The organism is Rahnella sp. CG8 (assembly GCF_023701875.1).
Taxonomy (GTDB): Bacteria; Pseudomonadota; Gammaproteobacteria; order Enterobacterales; family Enterobacteriaceae; genus Rahnella; species Rahnella aceris.
Map to the genome: position 1 here is coordinate 16585 of NZ_JABAED010000008.1, position 16993 is coordinate 33577.

Annotated in this window: 16 protein-coding genes; 6 read left to right on the plus strand and 10 right to left on the minus strand. The window is 52.9% G+C overall.

All coding sequences use genetic code 11. From position 1 onward, the window contains the following. Positions 1 to 129: 129 nt before the first annotated feature. Positions 130 to 786, minus strand: a complete 657-nt coding sequence (locus HGO41_RS09590) for a Qnr family pentapeptide repeat protein (RefSeq protein ID WP_013573489.1) — start codon at positions 784 to 786, stop codon at positions 130 to 132. 187 nt (positions 787 to 973) lie between these two features. Here HGO41_RS09590 and dcp point away from each other — a divergent pair, with 187 nt between their 5' ends. The 3 genes from dcp to HGO41_RS09605 all read left to right on the plus strand — a co-directional run bounded on the left by dcp (position 974) and on the right by HGO41_RS09605 (position 5090). Further along, complete coding sequence (gene dcp, locus HGO41_RS09595; RefSeq protein ID WP_250980989.1) at positions 974 to 3127, plus strand: peptidyl-dipeptidase Dcp; 2154 nt, start codon at positions 974 to 976, stop codon at positions 3125 to 3127. Positions 3128 to 3264: 137 nt separating this feature from the next. Then, positions 3265 to 4323 (plus strand): bifunctional transcriptional activator/DNA repair enzyme AdaA, encoded by a 1059-nt coding sequence (locus HGO41_RS09600; RefSeq protein WP_119261085.1) that lies wholly within the window; start codon positions 3265 to 3267, stop codon positions 4321 to 4323. Between the two features lie 14 nt (positions 4324 to 4337). Then, positions 4338 to 5090, plus strand: coding sequence for an isocitrate lyase/PEP mutase family protein (locus tag HGO41_RS09605; protein WP_119261086.1), 753 nt, complete (start codon positions 4338 to 4340; stop codon positions 5088 to 5090). Here HGO41_RS09605 and HGO41_RS09610 read toward each other — a convergent pair. The 3 genes from HGO41_RS09610 to HGO41_RS09620 form a co-directional block, all read right to left on the minus strand. Continuing rightward, the gene (locus HGO41_RS09610; RefSeq protein WP_013573493.1) at positions 5062 to 6276 is read right to left on the minus strand and encodes an MFS transporter; all 1215 of its coding nucleotides are present in this window, start codon (positions 6274 to 6276) and stop codon (positions 5062 to 5064) included. The genes HGO41_RS09605 and HGO41_RS09610 overlap by 29 nt on opposite strands. 209 nt (positions 6277 to 6485) lie before the next feature. After that, on the minus strand, positions 6486 to 7571 hold the full coding sequence (locus HGO41_RS09615; RefSeq protein WP_013573495.1) for a type I restriction endonuclease: 1086 nt from the start codon (positions 7569 to 7571) through the stop codon (positions 6486 to 6488). A gap of 143 nt (positions 7572 to 7714) precedes the next feature. Next, positions 7715 to 8416: a TetR/AcrR family transcriptional regulator gene (locus HGO41_RS09620; protein ID WP_013573496.1), complete on the minus strand. Its 702-nt coding sequence runs from the start codon at positions 8414 to 8416 to the stop codon at positions 7715 to 7717. An 84-nt stretch (positions 8417 to 8500) separates the two neighbouring features. Here HGO41_RS09620 and HGO41_RS09625 point away from each other — a divergent pair, with 84 nt between their 5' ends. Then, positions 8501 to 10000 (plus strand): MDR family MFS transporter, encoded by a 1500-nt coding sequence (locus tag HGO41_RS09625; RefSeq protein WP_013573497.1) that lies wholly within the window; start codon positions 8501 to 8503, stop codon positions 9998 to 10000. 102 nt (positions 10001 to 10102) lie between these two features. After that, on the plus strand, positions 10103 to 11950 hold the full coding sequence (locus HGO41_RS09630) for an ABC transporter ATP-binding protein (protein WP_013573498.1): 1848 nt from the start codon (positions 10103 to 10105) through the stop codon (positions 11948 to 11950). 9 nt (positions 11951 to 11959) lie between these two features. Here HGO41_RS09630 and HGO41_RS09635 read toward each other — a convergent pair whose 3' ends face one another. Next, complete coding sequence (locus HGO41_RS09635; protein WP_013573499.1) at positions 11960 to 13087, minus strand: GNAT family N-acetyltransferase; 1128 nt, start codon at positions 13085 to 13087, stop codon at positions 11960 to 11962. 163 nt (positions 13088 to 13250) lie between these two features. After that, positions 13251 to 13886 (minus strand): carbonic anhydrase, encoded by a 636-nt coding sequence (locus tag HGO41_RS09640; protein WP_013573500.1) that lies wholly within the window; start codon positions 13884 to 13886, stop codon positions 13251 to 13253. 220 nt (positions 13887 to 14106) lie between these two features. On the opposite strand from HGO41_RS09640, the gene msrA reads away from it, so the two are divergent. Next, entirely contained in the window at positions 14107 to 14649 is a 543-nt protein-coding gene (msrA, locus tag HGO41_RS09645) for a peptide-methionine (S)-S-oxide reductase MsrA (RefSeq protein ID WP_013573501.1), read from the plus strand. A 69-nt stretch (positions 14650 to 14718) separates the two neighbouring features. Here msrA and HGO41_RS09650 read toward each other — a convergent pair whose 3' ends face one another. The 4 genes from HGO41_RS09650 to HGO41_RS09665 all read right to left on the minus strand — a co-directional run bounded on the left by HGO41_RS09650 (position 14719) and on the right by HGO41_RS09665 (position 16987). Continuing rightward, on the minus strand, positions 14719 to 14901 hold the full coding sequence (locus HGO41_RS09650; protein ID WP_013573502.1) for a 4-oxalocrotonate tautomerase: 183 nt from the start codon (positions 14899 to 14901) through the stop codon (positions 14719 to 14721). Between the two features lie 119 nt (positions 14902 to 15020). Next, positions 15021 to 15326, minus strand: coding sequence for a hypothetical protein (locus HGO41_RS09655; RefSeq protein WP_013573503.1), 306 nt, complete (start codon positions 15324 to 15326; stop codon positions 15021 to 15023). Between the two features lie 20 nt (positions 15327 to 15346). Further along, positions 15347 to 16612, minus strand: a complete 1266-nt coding sequence (locus tag HGO41_RS09660; RefSeq protein ID WP_013573504.1) for a PTS sugar transporter subunit IIC — start codon at positions 16610 to 16612, stop codon at positions 15347 to 15349. Between the two features lie 72 nt (positions 16613 to 16684). Then, entirely contained in the window at positions 16685 to 16987 is a 303-nt protein-coding gene (locus HGO41_RS09665; protein WP_013573505.1) for a PTS sugar transporter subunit IIB, read from the minus strand. Between the last annotated feature and the right edge of the window lie 6 nt (positions 16988 to 16993).

Genomic DNA, 16993 nt, shown 5'->3' on the forward strand with positions numbered 1-16993 from the left:
GTCTGTTATAGCATATTGCGGTGAGATTCTGATGAAGGGCGGAGGGGAAGCGCACTTTCCGGCGGGCAGCCTGGGGATTTCAGGCACAAAAAAGCCGCTTCAGAGAGCGGTTTTTTATATCGTATCCTCTCACTTCGAATGGATCACAATCATCCCCAATTTTTCCAGCAAATGACTCTGCTGCCAGTCGTCGATTTTCACGCCATCGAGATCGACTTTACGGATATTCAGCTCACCCAGATCGGAGTTCGTCAGGTCGCAATGGGTAATGTTGACGTTATTCCAGTCGAACTCGGTGAATTCGCCGCCGGAAAGGTCGGAGCCGCTGAAGTTTGCGCCCTGCACGTTCGCGCCGGTCCAGCGGTTTTCCCATAACTCGCATTTCTCCAGAATGACTTTGCTGAAGTTCGCGTAGCTGAAGTTATTTTTGGTCATGAAGGCGCTGCAAAACCAGGTGCGCGAGGTGATCATATTCATAAAACTCGCGCCGCTGAAATCTGCGCCAGTGGCTTTGCATTCACGGATTTCACAACCCAGTGCCTGAATGTTTTTGAAATCAGCCATCGTCAGATCACAGCGTTTAAAGCTGGCATCCTGCAATTTTGCATGCTGGAAAGAGCAGCCTTTTTGTTCCCCATCATCGTAAAACAGACAATCGACGAACGCCGTTTCTGACAGATCGGTGCTGTCAAAACGGCAGCGGTAAAAGCGGCAGTTCTCCAGTGTCTCGCCGGTAAACTGCTTCACGCTAAAACGCTGGTCACTGAACGTCTGGTCTTTGATCATCGGAACCTCTGTCATCTTTTATGCCCTGCTAAGGCCGGTATCCTGACAGAAAAGTTTTATCGAAAATATGGAATCCGCCTCGTAATAACACGATTTACCTACGTTTGCCTTTTGCCGGATCGCTGAGTGAGGTCTATTCTCAATGACTTAACGGAGCACTTCTCTCACTCAGATAAGGAAGACTGGAATGCGTTTGTCATCTCTCTTTTTGGCAACCAGCCTGGCTGTCAGCCAGTTTGCAGGGGCTGCGGAAACCGCACAGCCCGCCACTCAGGAGCACGTCATGAATCACGCTATTAATGCCGATAACCCATTTCTGAAACCCAGCACGCTGGAATACCAGGCGCCGCAATTTAATCTCTATAAAGACAGCGATTATGAACCGGCGATCCTCGAAGGCATCCGCCAGAAACTGGCTGAAGTCGATAAAATCGCCAGCGACAGCGCGCCGCCAACCTTTGAAAATACTTATGTGGCCCTGGAAAAATCCGGCGTCATGCTGCAACGCGTGCAAAACGTTTTTGGCGCGATGACCGGCGCGAATACCAACGATACGCTGCAAAAAATTGACGAAGATACCTCGCCAAAACTGGCGGCGATGGATGACAGCATTCATCTCAACAGCAAGCTGTTTGCGCGGCTGAAAGCGGTCTATGACCAGCGCAGCAGCCTGAAAATTTCCCCCGAATCACAGCGCCTGATTGAGGTGACTTTTAAGGATTTCGAGCTGTCAGGTGCCAATCTTTCGGATGCGGATAAAGACAAACTCAAAGCGCTGAATCAACAGGCGGCAACGCTCAGCACGCAGTTCACTAATAAATTGCTGGCCGCCACCAAAGCGGGCGGGCTGACGGTGAAAGATAAAGCGCAGCTTGCCGGGCTGAGTGACGCCGAATTATCGGCAGCCGCGCAGGCCGCCAAAGACCGCAAGCTGGATAATGCCTGGCTTCTGGTTTTGCAAAACACCACGCAGCAGCCGTTGTTACAGTCACTGGATGACCGCGACACGCGCCAGGCACTGTATGAGGCCTCAATCAATCGCGCTGAAAAAGGCGATGCCAACGACACCCGTGAGCTGATTGCGAAGCTGGCAAAGGTCCGCGCGCAGCAGGCTCAGGTGCTGGGTTTCCCGAGTTATGCCGCGTGGAAACTGGAAGATCAGATGGCGAAAACGCCGCAGGCTGCACTGGATTTCATGCACAAAATTGTGCCAGCCGCGACCGCCCGCGCGCAGCGTGAAGCGCAGGATATTCAGGCAGAAATCGATAAACAGAAGGGCGGCTTCAAAGTGACTGCCTGGGACTGGCAGCACTACGCCCAGCAGGTTCGCAAAGAGAAATATGATCTGGACGACGCGCAGATCAAACCCTATTTCGAGCTGAATAATGTGCTGGAAAACGGCGTGTTTTATGCCGCTAACTTGCTGTATGGCATCACCTTTAAAGAACGCAAAGACCTGCCGGTTTACAATCCTGATGTGCGGGTTTTTGAGGTGTTCGATAAAGACGGTAAATCGATGGCGCTGTTCTACGCCGATTATTATCAGCGCGATAATAAAGGCGGCGGCGCATGGATGAGCAACTACGTCGATCAGTCGAAATTGCTGGGCACGAAACCGGTGATTTACAACGTGGCGAATTTCCAGAAACCGGCGGCGGGGCAACCGGCGCTGCTGTCGTGGGACGACGTTATCACTATGTTCCACGAATTTGGTCACACGCTGCATGGCCTGTTTGCCGATCAGGAATATCCGGGTCTTTCCGGTACCGCGACGCCGCGTGATTTTGTCGAATTCCCGTCGCAGTTTAACGAGCACTGGGCGAGTGATCCGAAAGTGTTTACTCACTTCGCCAAACATTATCAGACCGGTGAAGTGATGCCGCAGGCTTTGCAGGACAAAATAGAGAAGGCCAGCAAGTTCAACAAAGGCTATGACATGACCGAACTGCTGGCGGCTGCGTTACTGGATATGCACTGGCACAGCCTGAGCGCGGACGCACCGCAGCAGGATGTTGATAAGTTTGAAGCGGAGTCGCTGGCGAAAGATAAAGTGAATCTGGCGTATGTGCCGCCGCGCTACCGTTCCAGTTATTTCCAGCACATCTGGGGTAACGGCTATGCCGCCGGATACTATGCCTATCTGTGGACCGAAATGCTGGCTGATGATGCCTTTGCCGGTATCACTGAGCAGGGCGGGCTGACGCGGGAGAACGGTCAGAAATTCCGTGATCAGATCCTCTCACGCGGTAACAGCGAAGATCTGGAAAAACTCTACGAAACCTGGCGTGGCAAGGCTCCGTCAATTGAGCCGATGCTGAAAAACCGCGGACTGGAGGAGTAAAAATAGCCGTGCCCGGTATCACGCCGGGCACGGACACTCTTGCTGTGAATATTTAAAATCAACGCCCGAAAAACGTCGCTTCTCCCGCTGAAATTCCCCTATGCTTTTCCCCATGTTTCCGGTCTGCGAGTGAAATCATGCTGTTCGATTTACCTGACGATGATGTGCTTTATGCTGCGCTGATTGCCCGTGATCCGGCCTATGACGGCTTTGCTTTTGTCGGCGTCAAAAGCACCGGTATTTTTTGCCGCCTGACCTGCCCGGCACGAAAACCGAAGCGCGAGAACTCGGTATTTTATCCGTCGATGGTCAGCGCGATGGAAGCCGGATTCCGGCCCTGTAAACGCTGCCGGCCGCTGATGCAGGGCGGAGAAAAAGACCCGCTGGTGCTGAAATTGCTGGCCGCGCTGGAAAACGAGCCAGGCAAAAAGTGGAGCGAGGGCGATGTGCAGGCGATGAACGTTGATCCTTCCACCGTCCGCCGCGCCTTTAAACGACAGTTTGGCATCACTTTTCTGGAAATGGCGCGCTTACGCAGAATCGGCAAGGGTGTCGATGCGCTGGCCGGAGGAGAGCCGGTAATTGATGCCCAACTGGATGCAAGTTTTGAATCCGGCAGCGGATTTCGAGCGGCGATCACCCGTCAAATCGGGCTGAACCCGAGCCAGGCCAGAAAGCATCAGTTTCTGAAGGCTGACTGGCTGGATACGCCGATCGGTTCCATGCTGGCGATCGCCAGCCACGACGCACTGTATCTGCTGGAGTTTATTGATCGTCCGGCATTACCTAATGAAATTGAGCGGCTGAAACAACTGACGTCCTCTGAAATTATTTTTGGACGAACGCCGCTGATTGATCAGCTCGAACTGGAACTGGCGGCGTATTTCGCGGGTGAAAAGCACACATTTATCACGCCACTGGCGGAATTCGGTTCATTGTTTACCCGTAAAGTCTGGGATGCGCTCAGGGCTATTCCGGCGGGTGAACTGCGCAGTTACTCCGCGCTGGCGGCGGATATCGGGCAGGCCACGGCTTCCCGCGCAGTCGCCCGTGCCAACGGGGCTAACCAGATTTCAATCCTGATCCCTTGTCATCGCGTCATTGGTGCTGATGGTTCGCTGACCGGTTACGGCGGCGGATTATGGCGCAAGCGGTGGCTGATTGAACACGAACGAAGAATGGCGTTGAGCCGCTAAACGAGGAGCAGGGTATGAATCAGCAAAGTCGGGCACTGGCATTTTCACAACTTCACCAGAAGCACAATCCGGTCATTTTATACAACATCTGGGATGCGGGCAGCGCGCTGGCGGTGGCGCAGTCGGGGGCAAAAGCCATCGCTACCGGAAGCTGGTCGTGTGCGGCGGCGCAGGGGTATCAGGATGGCGAAGCCATGCCTTTTTCCAGCCTGTTACGGACGGTGCAACGCATTGCCTCTGTGATCAGTCTGCCGCTCACGGTGGATTTCGAGACCGGTTATGGTGCGGATCGCCGCGACAACCTGAGCGCACTTTTGCAGGCGGGTGTCGTGGGTATTAATGTTGAGGATCAGCAAATCGGATTATCCGCGCTGAACGGCGTCCGTGAACAATGCGAGATTCTGAACTCGCTTCGTCAGGTGGCGGAAAATCAGGGAATGGCGTTATTTATCAATGCGCGCACCGATGTCTTTTTACAGGAACCCGACGCCACGCGGCATCCGGTGCTGATGGCGGAAGCTAAAAAGCGGCTGACTGCCTATAAGGATGCGGGAGCCAGCGGTTTTTTTGCCCCCGGTTTGAGTGACCTGACACTGATTGCCGAACTCTGTGAGGTATCAGCGCTGCCGGTGAACATTATGGCCAGCAATCTGACACCACCGCTGGCTGATCTCACTGCGGCGGGTGTCAGCCGGATAAGCTATGGCCCGCATCCTTATATCGGGCTGATGGAAACCCTTAAACAGCACGCGGCTGTGCTGTATTAGCCGCCAGACGGTGCCCCATCCAGAAGAACAGCAGACCGCCAACCGAGGCGGCAATCAGCGCGATAAACATCACCGGCGGGGCGGTGTAACTGAGCAGAAAACCACACATGACCGGGTTTATCGCGCCACCCAGATTGCTCAGGTTCTGCATGCCGTAATAGCTGCCCTTCATATTTTCCGGCGCGATAAAGTCGATAAACATGTATTCCACCGGGATAACAATCAGTTCGCCAAAGCTGAAAATCGCCATCGCGATCACCCAAAGCAACACCGATTGTCCGGCGGTCATAAAGCCGATCAGGCCGATGATGAAGAAAATCGTGCCGAGAAGCAGCCATTTCAGCAGGCTGTTTTGTTTCATCCGGCTGCTTAATACGTACTGGAAGGTGATAACAATCACGGCGTTGGTGATCATCACCGCGCCGATGATTTTGTACGCAAAAGCGGCGTTTGAGACCAGAATCAGGTACTGCGAGAGATAACCGGCGAATTGCCCGAACACCACCGAACCCAGCGTGCTGCCCAGCGTGAAGTAAATCAGACGACGGTCATGGGCCAGAATGCTCAGTGTCTGGCGAAGGTTCGGTTTTGGCAGGGGTTTCTGTTCCTGTTCTGTTTGCGGCGGTTTATGCGGGATATTGCGCAATCCCCAGGTCAGGGAAATCACGGTACCGAGCGCCAGTACGCCGGAAATCACGAACGGCAGCAGCGGGCTGAAACCCGCCAGCCACACGCCCAGCGACGAGCCCACCGCCCAGCCGACATTCACCAGCGTGTAATTCATCGAAAATGCCTTCACCCTTTTTTCTACCGGCAACCAGCTGGCGATACAGGCTTTGAGCGTGATGCTGAGCAGGGCGTAAGCGGCATTGAGCAGCGCCAGTACCAGCAGCACGCCGGTCACATTCGGCAGAAACGGCAACAGTAAAAAGCTCAGCCCGAACAGGCTGATGGAGACGGTAATCAGCGTCCGGTGATTGAATTTATCCACCAGATAGCCGCCGTAAAGACTACTGAGAATCCCGATTGCCAGGCTGGCACCGAGAATGATCCCGACGCTTTTGGGCAGCAGATGATAGTGCTCAGTCAGATAAATAGTGATAAACGGCAGTGTGACGCCACGTCCGATAGTGAGTACTAACGAACTGGCTAACAGCGCGAGAATTAATGGCGGCATTCCCTTCATGTTGAATGGCATTCCCTGATTAACAGCAACATTTTCGTTACATCATAAAGGAGTCTGCACAGTATTTTTCATTACAAAAAAGAGGGATTTAAGAGAGTTGCACGGGATAACCCGCGCAGGTCGTGGCCCGGCTTATAACTTCTGCGGCGCAACGCCGTGGAAGAATCATGAACCTGCTTCTGCAGGTTCATGAAATTATCCTTAGCTCTTCAGTTATAACTCTGGGCTGTTTTATTAAGATGCTCAGTGAACTTGTAGATATCATCCAGGGAATCTATCGGATGCCGGGTCTCATTTTTTTCTGCATCAAACAGCCCAATATAAAATTGCGTGCGATTAAAATGGAGGCGACAAATAGGTTTCCTGTTGTTGTCATCAATGAGAATACCAAAATAGCTTTTGGTATCCCTTGGCGTGATGCGTTTCGCATCGACAATGGTTCTTATGATTGACTTGACGATGTGGAATCCTTCCAGTTCTTCCTCGGAGGTAACAATCTGATCCGTTTCAGGTGTATTTATAATTGCTGGTGCAGTACTGGATTCTTCTTCGATTTCTTTCACCGGCAAATTCTGCGCCGTGCCGCTGAGTGCTGATTTAAGTCTTTCGTTTACCTGATCATTTAACAACTGGCTCGCGGCTTTACGGGTAAGAGTATTAAATTGCTCACGTACTTTTTGTGTGAGGATTCCGTCATAAACACGCGAGGCAAAAAATTTAACGAAATCTTCTTCAGGATTAGTGAATTGAGCAAGAAATATCTTCTTAATCTGGCTGACGTATTTCAGTTCACCTGCCGCATTAACAATGGATTCCACGTCGAAAGCTGATTTGGTAAGCTTGATCAGCTCCGGAACAAGATTTTCATCTAAATCAAGCAGATCTAGCTCAAAAAAAGGTTTCTCATCCATCTTGTTGGGTGCGTCGAGATCAGTAAAAAACTTATACACCTGCCCGTTAGTCAGAATGGATATTCGCGCGTTTGTGACATGAAAATATCGGAATAATTGAGAGGCATGGTTAACATTGAGGGATTCGCCGATTTTTTTACATTCCACAAGGATTTGAATTTCCCCGCTTTTAAGAATTGCGTAATCTATTTTTTCGCCTTTTTTGGTACCCACATCACAGATAAATTCTGGAATAACCTCCGTTGGGTCAAAGACATCATATCCAAGGATCTTATTAATAAATGGCATAACAAATGCGTTTTTCGTGGCTTCTTCAGTTTGAATCAATGGCGACTGTTGCTTAATTTTTATGGCCAAACTGTTTAATTGTTCAAGGATTTCCATATATACCTCTATTATTTTTAAATCACTGCTGTGTGATATTTATTTATAGGGAATATAGGGAGATAACACCAGATGAAAAATTGCGGCATTGATCACTTATTTGGTGAAATGCCGACGATAAACAAGAAATAATAGTCAATAGCTTACGGCTTCTGCGGCGCAACGCCGTGGAACAGCAAAAGGGCGACGTGTTTACGCAACATATCGGGGGAAATGGGTGACGCGCCTTCCCGTCTCATTTTCATTGAGGCCATCGGGAACAGCGTCAGACCGAACAGGGAAATGAACAGCAATGCCGGATTGAGATCCGGATTCAGTTTTCCTTCGGCCTGCCAGCGGGTAATGCATTCCTGTACGATTTTGCGGTTTTTGTCGCCGTTACGTTCTTCCATGCGTTTTTTCAGCATACCGCTTTCGCTGATGACTTCCCGCACCCACAGCGGTGCCACCCACGGGTATTTTTCTGCCGCATCAATCATGCACTGCGCCATATTAGTGATCGCCAGAAGCGGATCGTCGGCATGTGTTTGGAAAATATCAGTAAATCCGGCACGGACTGGCTGAAAACGTTCGTCGATCATCACGTCCAGCAGTTGTTCGCGGGTCTTGAAATAGTAATGCAGCATGGCAGTAGTGACGCCTGCTTCTTTGGCGATCATGCTCAGCGGCGTTTCGGCGATGCCGTATTGGGCAAACAGTTTCAGGGCGGCGTCCAGCAGCAGTTCACGCTTATCCGCTCCGGATTTTGCACTGCGCGGACGACCCGGACGACGCACGGGCGTGTTGGCTTCGTTTTGATCCTTTTGTGCGGATCCTGGCGTTTCTGAGATTTTTCTGTCTGCCATAAGGAGGGCGATCCATTGACCAGATGAATTTGATGCTTCAATATTAATTATACAGTTAATTAATTACAAGTCAGGATGTCATTCATGACGACAATAAATTCGGCACAGAGCGAGGTGGCGGAACAGAAGCCTTCGATAAAGCTGCTGTTCTCCGCGCTGATGCTGGTGATGCTGCTGGCCGCACTCGACCAGACGATTGTGTCCACCGCGCTGCCGACTATCGTCAGCGAGCTCGGTGGCCTGGATCAGCTTTCGTGGGTGGTGACCTCTTATCTGCTGGCCTCCACCATTGTGGTGCCGCTGTACGGTAAGTTTGGTGATCTGCTCGGTCGCAAAATCGTGCTGCAAACGGCGATTATCGTGTTCCTGCTCGGTTCGGTATTGTGCGGGCTGGCGCAGAACATGACGCAACTGATTCTGATGCGCGCCCTGCAGGGGCTGGGCGGCGGCGGGCTGATGGTGGTCAGTATGGCGGCGGTCGGCGATGTCATTCCGCCGTCCGAGCGTGGGAAATATCAGGGGCTGTTCGGCGGGGTATTTGGTCTGGCGACCGTCATCGGGCCGCTGATCGGTGGTTTTCTGGTTGAGCATATTTCCTGGCGCTGGATTTTCTACATCAATCTGCCGCTGGGGATTTTCGCCCTGCTGGTGATTGGCGTGGCGCTGAAATCGCAGACTGCACGCATCCGCCATGAAATCGATTTTCTCGGCGCGGGGTATCTCGCGGCGGCGCTGACCTGCATCATCTTGTTCACCAGCGAAGGTGGCACGGTGTATCAGTGGTCGGATCCGCAACTGTGGTGCATTCTGGCGTTCGGGCTGGTGACCCTTGGTGGCTTTATTTATGAAGAAACGCTGGCGGCCGAGCCGATCATTCCGCTGGGTCTGTTCCGCGACCGCACCTTCCTGCTCAGTTGCGCAATCAGTTTTATTATCGGCATGTCACTGATGGGGTCGATGACCTTCCTGCCGCTGTATCTGCAGGTGGTGAAAGGCTCGTCGCCGTCAGAAGCGGGGATGCAACTGCTGCCGCTGATGGGCGCATTGCTGTTCAGTTCGATCGTCAGCGGGCGTCTGATCAGCCGTATTGGCCGTTATCGTATTTTTCCGATTATCGGCACCTTACTGAGTTTCGCCGGTATGGTGCTGCTGGGCTTTCTGAAAGTCAGCACGCCGGTACATATGCTGTATCTCTACATCGGCGTGCTCGGTTTCGGCCTGGGGATGGTGATGCAGGTGCTGGTGCTGGCGGTACAAAACTCGGTATCGATGAAACAAATGGGCGTGGCGACCTCCGGTGTGACACTGTTCCGCTCGATTGGTGGTTCCATCGGCGTGGCAATGTTTGGGGCGATTTTCACCCACGTTCTGCGTGATCAACTGGTGGCGCTGATCCCCGAAGGCACGGTGCTTCCCCGCTCACTCAGCGCGCAGGCGGTGCAGGAATTACCGGCCGCCATCCGCGCTGATTATTTGCAGGCATTTGGCTCGGCGCTGCACTCGGTGTATCTGATTGCCGCGTGCGTGATGGTGCTGGCGTTTGTCCTGTCGCTGCTGCAAAAAGATGCGGTGCTGAAGAAATAACCGGCCGCAATCCCGGCGATTTGCACTAAGCTTTCCCCTTTACGGCGTTGAAATGGCATGGAAACCAGCAACGCCGGCAGGGATATCATAAAGGGGATCGCTATGCTGTTTCGCCGTTTCGAGCGAATGATCGACATCTTCCGTGAGGCACCGGCTGCTGAACCGCCGGATCAGGTTCTGCCTTTCTATCTTTATTATCTGCGTCAGGTCTGGCCGAGTTTCGCCGTTTTACTGGTGGTGGGACTGATCGGTGCGCTGATTGAGGTTTCGCTGTTCAGCTATCTCAGCCAGATTATCGACCTGACCAAAGACACACCGCCGGGCAGTTTTTTCACCGACCATATGGGCGAGCTTTTATGGATGGCGGCGGTGGCGATGATCCTGCGGCCGGTGTTTATCGGGTTGCATGATTTGCTGGTTCACCAGGCTATCAGTCCCGGCATGACCAGCATGATCCGCTGGCAGAATCATAAGTATGTCCTCAAACAGAGCCTGAACTTTTTCCAGAGCGATTTCGCCGGGCGCATTGCCCAGCGCATTATGCAGACCGGTAACTCGTTGCGCGATTCGGCGGTGCAGGCGGTGGACGCCATCTGGCATGTGGTGATTTACGCCGCCAGTGCGCTGTTCCTGTTTGCCGAGGCGGACTGGCGGCTGATGATCCCGCTGATTATCTGGATCTTCGGTTACGGCGTTTGCCTGCGTTATTTCGTGCCGCGTGTGAAACAACGCTCGGTGCAGTCATCGGAAGCGCGCTCAAAACTGATGGGCTGCATCGTCGACGGTTACACCAACATCACGACGCTGAAACTGTTTGCGCATACCGATCTCGAGCAAAAATACGCGCGCGAAGCGATTAGCGAACAGACCGAGAAAACCCAACTGGCAGGGCGTCTGGTCACCGGCATGGACGTGTCGGTCACCACGCTGAACGGGTTGCTGATTGTCAGCACCACCGGTCTTGCCTTGTGGTTGTGGACCCAGTCGCTGATAAGCGTCGGGGCTATCGCGCTGGCGACGGGTCTGGTTATTCGTATTGTGAATATGTCCGGCTGGATCATGTGGGTGGTGAACGGTATTTTCGAAAATATCGGCATGGTGCAGGACGGCCTGCACACCATTGCGCGGCCATTGACGGTAACGGATATCCCGCAGGCGAAAGCGCTGAAAGTCGATCAGGGGGCGATCCACTTTGATCACATTCAGTTTAATTACGGCAAAGAGAATTCCGGAGAAGGCGGCAGGGTGATCCCCAATCTGGATCTGGCAATCCGTCCCGGCGAGAAGATCGGCCTGATCGGGCCTTCCGGCGCGGGGAAATCCACGCTGGTGAATCTGCTGCTGCGTCTGTATGACATCGACAGCGGTCGCATTCTGATTGATCAGCAAAATATTGCCGACGTCACGCAGGAAAGCCTGCGCGCGCAAATCGGTATGATTACCCAGGACACCTCGCTGCTGCATCGTTCCATCCGCGACAACCTGCTGTACGGCAGGCCGGGCGCGACGGAAGAGGAGTTGCAACTGGCAATTCGTCAGGCGCGTGCCGATGAATTCATTCCGCAACTTTATGATTCGCTGGGCCGTACCGGGCTGGATGCGCATGTCGGTGAGCGCGGCGTCAAACTTTCCGGCGGCCAGCGTCAGCGTATTGCGATTGCCCGCGTATTACTGAAAAACGCACCGATCCTGATCATGGATGAAGCCACGTCGGCGCTGGATTCCGAAGTGGAAGCGGCTATTCAGGAAAGTCTGGAGACGCTGATGGGCGGTAAAACGGTGATTGCCATTGCGCACCGCTTATCGACGATTGCCAAAATGGACCGCCTGGTGGTGCTGGAAAAAGGGCAGATTGTTGAGACGGGCAATCACGCCGAGCTGCTGGCGCACGGCGGGCTTTATGCGCGCTTGTGGCAACACCAGACCGGTGGATTTGTCGGCATGGATTAGGGCCCGAACTTAACAGACGTCGTGCCGGTAGGGCAGCACTTCGCGGGCTTCGTCCGCCCAGCGCTGCACGGCGGCACGCTCTTCCACTAAAAAATCTTCCACGGCGTCACGCAAACCCGGATGACGTAAATAGTGCCATGAGTCGGTGATCACCGGCTCAAAGCCGCGCAGCAGTTTGTGTTCGCCCTGTGCGCCCGCATCAAACCGTTTGAGGCCGCTGGCAATCGCGTATTCCATTCCCTGATAAAAACAGGTTTCAAAATGCAGCCGGTCGAATTCCGCCACGCATCCCCAGTAGCGGCCATAAAACGTATCACCGCTGATTAAACTGAACGCCATGGCGACATCACGGCCGTTTTGCTGCGCGAATACCACGCGGATCGCCTCCGGCATTCTTTCCGCCAGCAGGCTGAAAAATGCGCGGGTCAGATACGGTGACTGGCCGCGTACCGCATAGGTATTGCTGTAGCAGGCATAAACGAAATCCCATTGTGCTTCAGTCACCTGCGCGCCTTTCAGCCAGACAAAATCAATGCCCTGCGCGGCCACCTGTTCGCGCTCTTTGCGAAACTGTTTGCGCTTGCGTGAGGTGAGTGCGTCGAGGTAATCCTGAAAATCGCGATAACCGCGGTTCTGCCAGTGATATTGCAGGCCCTGCCGGTGCTGCCAGACCGCTTCACCGCCGATCAGCCGGTTGGCGCGCTCATCGGTAAAATTGATGTGTGCGCCGGTCAGGCCATTTTCTTGCAGAAAATCCGGCAGTGCCTGCAACAGACTGATCGCAGCAGATTCATCGCCCAGCAGCCGTGCGCCGGTCACCGGGCTGAACGGCACCGCACCCAGCCATTTCGGGTAATAGGCAATACCTGAACGCTGGCAGGCATCCGCCCAGCCCTGATCAAACACGTATTCGCCGTAAGAATGGCGTTTGCGATAGCCGGGAATGGCGGCGCGGATTTCCCCGTTTTCCTGCCAGAGAAGATGCTGCGGATGCCAGCCGGAATGCGGCCCGAGGCTGCCGCTGTCTTCCAGCGCGGATAAAAATGCATAGCTGAGGAAAGGCTGCTGCGCAGGCACCAGCGCATCCCACTGTGCGGCTGGCAAATCAGCCAGACGGTTTAACGTGATAACAGGCATCAATTATTCTCGCTGTGGCGTAAAAGAGAAATCAGTTAACTGTCGTGCAGGCAGGGGGATATTACGGCAGAGGTTAAGATAACAATATAATAAGTCTTAAGTCGCTGATTTATCATCCGGAACATTATTTAAAAATGTTCCGGATGTTTTATTTAACGGGTAATTAACTGGCGCGTACTTCCGGGTTATCGGACAGCGAAATAAAGGCTCCGCTTTTCGCATCAAAGGCTTCGATGCAACCCGATTCAATATCATACACCCAGCCGTGCAAGGTAATTTCCCCTTTCGCCAGGGCGACCGCTACGCAAGGATGCGTGCGCAGGTTACTCAGCTGGGCCACGACGTTCTGGTGCACCATACCGTTGACGCGTGCCTCAGGGTTTTCGTGTTCGACGGATTCATTGATGGCTTTTGCGGCATCGGAATAACGCAGCCAGTGTGCGACCGCTGGCATATGATCCAGACAGGTGCAGTTGGCAATCGCGCTCATTGCGCCGCAGTTGGAGTGCCCGCAGATGACGATATCTTTTACGCCCAGCGCCATGACGGCGTACTCCACCGTGGCGGAAACGCCGCCCGGTTCCGGCCCGAATGGCGGCACAATATTACCGGCATTACGGATAACAAACAGTTCGCCCGGTTCACGCTGCGTGACTAATTCCGGCACTAACCGGCTGTCAGAACAGGATATAAACAAGGTCTTAGGATTTTGGTTTAACGCCAGTTCTTTGAATAACTTAGAACGCTGTGGAAACGCCTCTTTCTGGAATCTGAGGAAACCTTCAATGACATCTTTCATAGGGGAATTCCATGTATTTCAATGCCAGTGAGTCTGCCACGAAAAAAAAGTCAGATCAATCAGACACAATATCAACACTATTTACAGGGAAATAAGCAGGCACAAAATAATATCATTTACCGGCGATAAGAATTTCACATTCTGTTTTTTTAATGCCATACCTTTATCTCAGCATTATTCGTCCCCATATTTCCTCTACCCCCTCAGTGAAGGAGTCTGTATGACAATCGAATACGCTATTTTCGGTGGCGGCTGTTTCTGGTGTACAGAAGCGGTGTTCAAAGACGTCATTGGCGTGGAGTCGGTGGAAAGTGTCTACACCGGCGGGCGTCGCCCGAACCCAAATTATGAGCAGGTCTGTACCGGCACGACTGGTCATGCGGAAGCCATCCGCGTGGGGTTTGACCCGGAAAAACTGACTTACGGCGATTTGCTGGATATTCACTTTGTGACGCACGATCCGACCCAGCTTAACCGCCAGGGGAATGACGTCGGCACGCAATACCGTTCGGCGATTTTCCCGGCCAATGAACAGCAAAAAGCAGAGGCGGAAGCGGCGATACTGCGCGCGCAGCACGATCACAGTGATCCGATTGTGACCAGCATCGAACCACTCGGCGAAGTGTATGTGGCCGAAGGCTATCACCAGAACTACTGGGATGGTGCGGGGCAGCAGAACCGTTATTGCATGGCGGTGATCCCGCCGAAACTGCAAAAGTTGCGCAAGAGTTTTGCGCAGCGGACGAAATCGTTACAGCAGTAAAAACATCCTTATCCGTTGCTCAGCCAGCACATTAATGCGTGCTGGCTGACGACGATTCATCTCCGCCTGTTATTCTTCCGGCAACACTCCCCCTTTTGCCCAATGTGATTTCGGTATTTCAGTGATCACCACATCCACACTTTCAGGTTTACATTTCAGGGTTTCTGCTGCCAGGCGGGTCACTTCGCGGACAAAGTCACGTTTTTGTTCGGGGGTACGGCCAGGAAACATTTCCAGACGGATCATCGGCATAGTAAATCCTTAGTGATTAGGCCCTCACGGCGGGGGCAGCCTCTATTCTACGTAAGGATTGGGAAGAATAAAGACGTGCAAAACAAAAGCCAGAACCTCTGTTCTGGCTTTTAATTGCTTCAGAATCCGTAGCGGATTGCATCCTTACTTTGCTGCATCAGTGCATCGATTTTTTCGGAAAATCGCTCCAGCCCTTTGCCGTCACCGGCTTCAGAGCACTGCCGCCGTCGCGCATTGTAGGCTTTCATCAGCTGTGCCTGTGCAAAACCCGGCTTGCCGTAACAGGCCATGCTTTGCTCCCAGCAGGCAATGGCCGCGTCCAGATCCTGCTGTTCCTGATACTGTTTTCCCAGCTCATTCAGCGCTTTCGCCGACTCCTGCGGCGGCAGTTGCTGCGCCAGAATTTGCTCAATGCGTGTGTCCATAACCATGACCTCCGGCTTGCTTAGTGGAAGAAGTTGAGAATATGGCCGAATACCAGCCCGACGCTGATCACGTCTGAGTCACTGAACGTCACGTTCGAGAAGCCGAACTTGCCCAGCAGCGGCAGCAACAGCGCAGGCAGCAGGGTGATAAACAGGCCGTGGAAGATACCGCCGATAATCGCGCCGCGTCGTCCGCCGACTGCATTGCCGAAGATTCCCGCCGTGCCGCCCGCGAAGAAGTTGGTCAGCATGCCCGGTAAAATCATCGCCAGCCCGAGACTCGGGAACAGGAACATACCGATGATGGAGCCAATGGTGGTAGAGATGAAACCGATAATGACGGCGTTCGGTGCGTACGGGAAAAGCACCGGACAATCGAGTGCCGGAATGGCATTCGGGACGATGCGCAGGGCGATGCCGCGAAATGCCGGTACGATTTCAGCCAGCAACAGGCGCACACCCGACAGCAGAACGTAAACACCGACCACAAACTGAATGGATTGCAGGAACGAATAGACCAGATAATTAACGCTGTTGGCGTAAGGCGCGACGACTTCCGGGCCTGCGGCAATCGCCGGGATCAGGTAAATCGGGATCATCACCACCATCATCGACAGGTAGGTGTCCTGCAGGAACGAGAAAGATTGCGGCAGTTCGAAATCTTCGGTGCTTTTACTGACATCGCCGGTGATTTTCGCCACGCCTGCCTGCACGATATAGCCGATGGTGCAAAAATGGCCGAGTGCAATATCATCGGACCCGGTGATTTTACGCACAATCGGCTGAGCCAGCACCGGCATCCCGACGGCCATGACGCCCGCAATAATGCCGCCAGTCAGGATCAGTTCCGTGCCGCGCAAGCCGCCCATATAACCGATAACGGAACACACCGTGGCCATCCACAGCGATGCTTGTCCGGTGAGAAAGATATATTTGAAACGGGTCAGGCGGGCAATCAGGATATTAACGATAAACGCCAGAACCATAATTAATGCGGTTTCACGGCCGAGAGTTTGTTGTGCGATACCGGCAATAGAACCGACGTCGGTAACAATCCCGCGCATGTGAAACCCTTTCTGGAATATTTCACCCAGAAAGGTCAGGGCATTAACAATAATGCTGGCCCCGGAAAGCAGAACCAGAAAACCCAGCAGCGTTTTTAATGTACCGGTAATGATCTGGCCGGTGCTTTTCTTTAATGCGATCAGACCAATCATGGCGATCAGTGAGATTAAAATTGATGCCTGGCCTAATACATCATTGACAATAAAGTGAAGGAAAGACATAAGCGTCCCCTGTAGAGTTCACGGTAATTGTTTTATCGATTTATAAGTATTGTGAATTGAGTGGGTCTGTTATTAAGTGGCCAGGTGACCCATCTCCTGAAGAATAGGCGTCAGCTTGCTCTTTATTTCATTTTTATCGACCAGTCTTTTCAGGTAAATAATATTGGCGTTGATGGTGTAATGCTGGAATTGCGATCTGAAATTTTCGCCGGTCATAATAATGTCGGCTCTTGAAGACGTGGCGCTTGAAATATCACAATGTGATAAATCGGCTTCCACACCCAGATCCTTCAGTGCCGCTTCGATACTCATTTCACAGGCAAAACTGCTGCCCAGACCCGCACCGCATACCGCCAGGATTGATAGCTTTTTCATCATTTT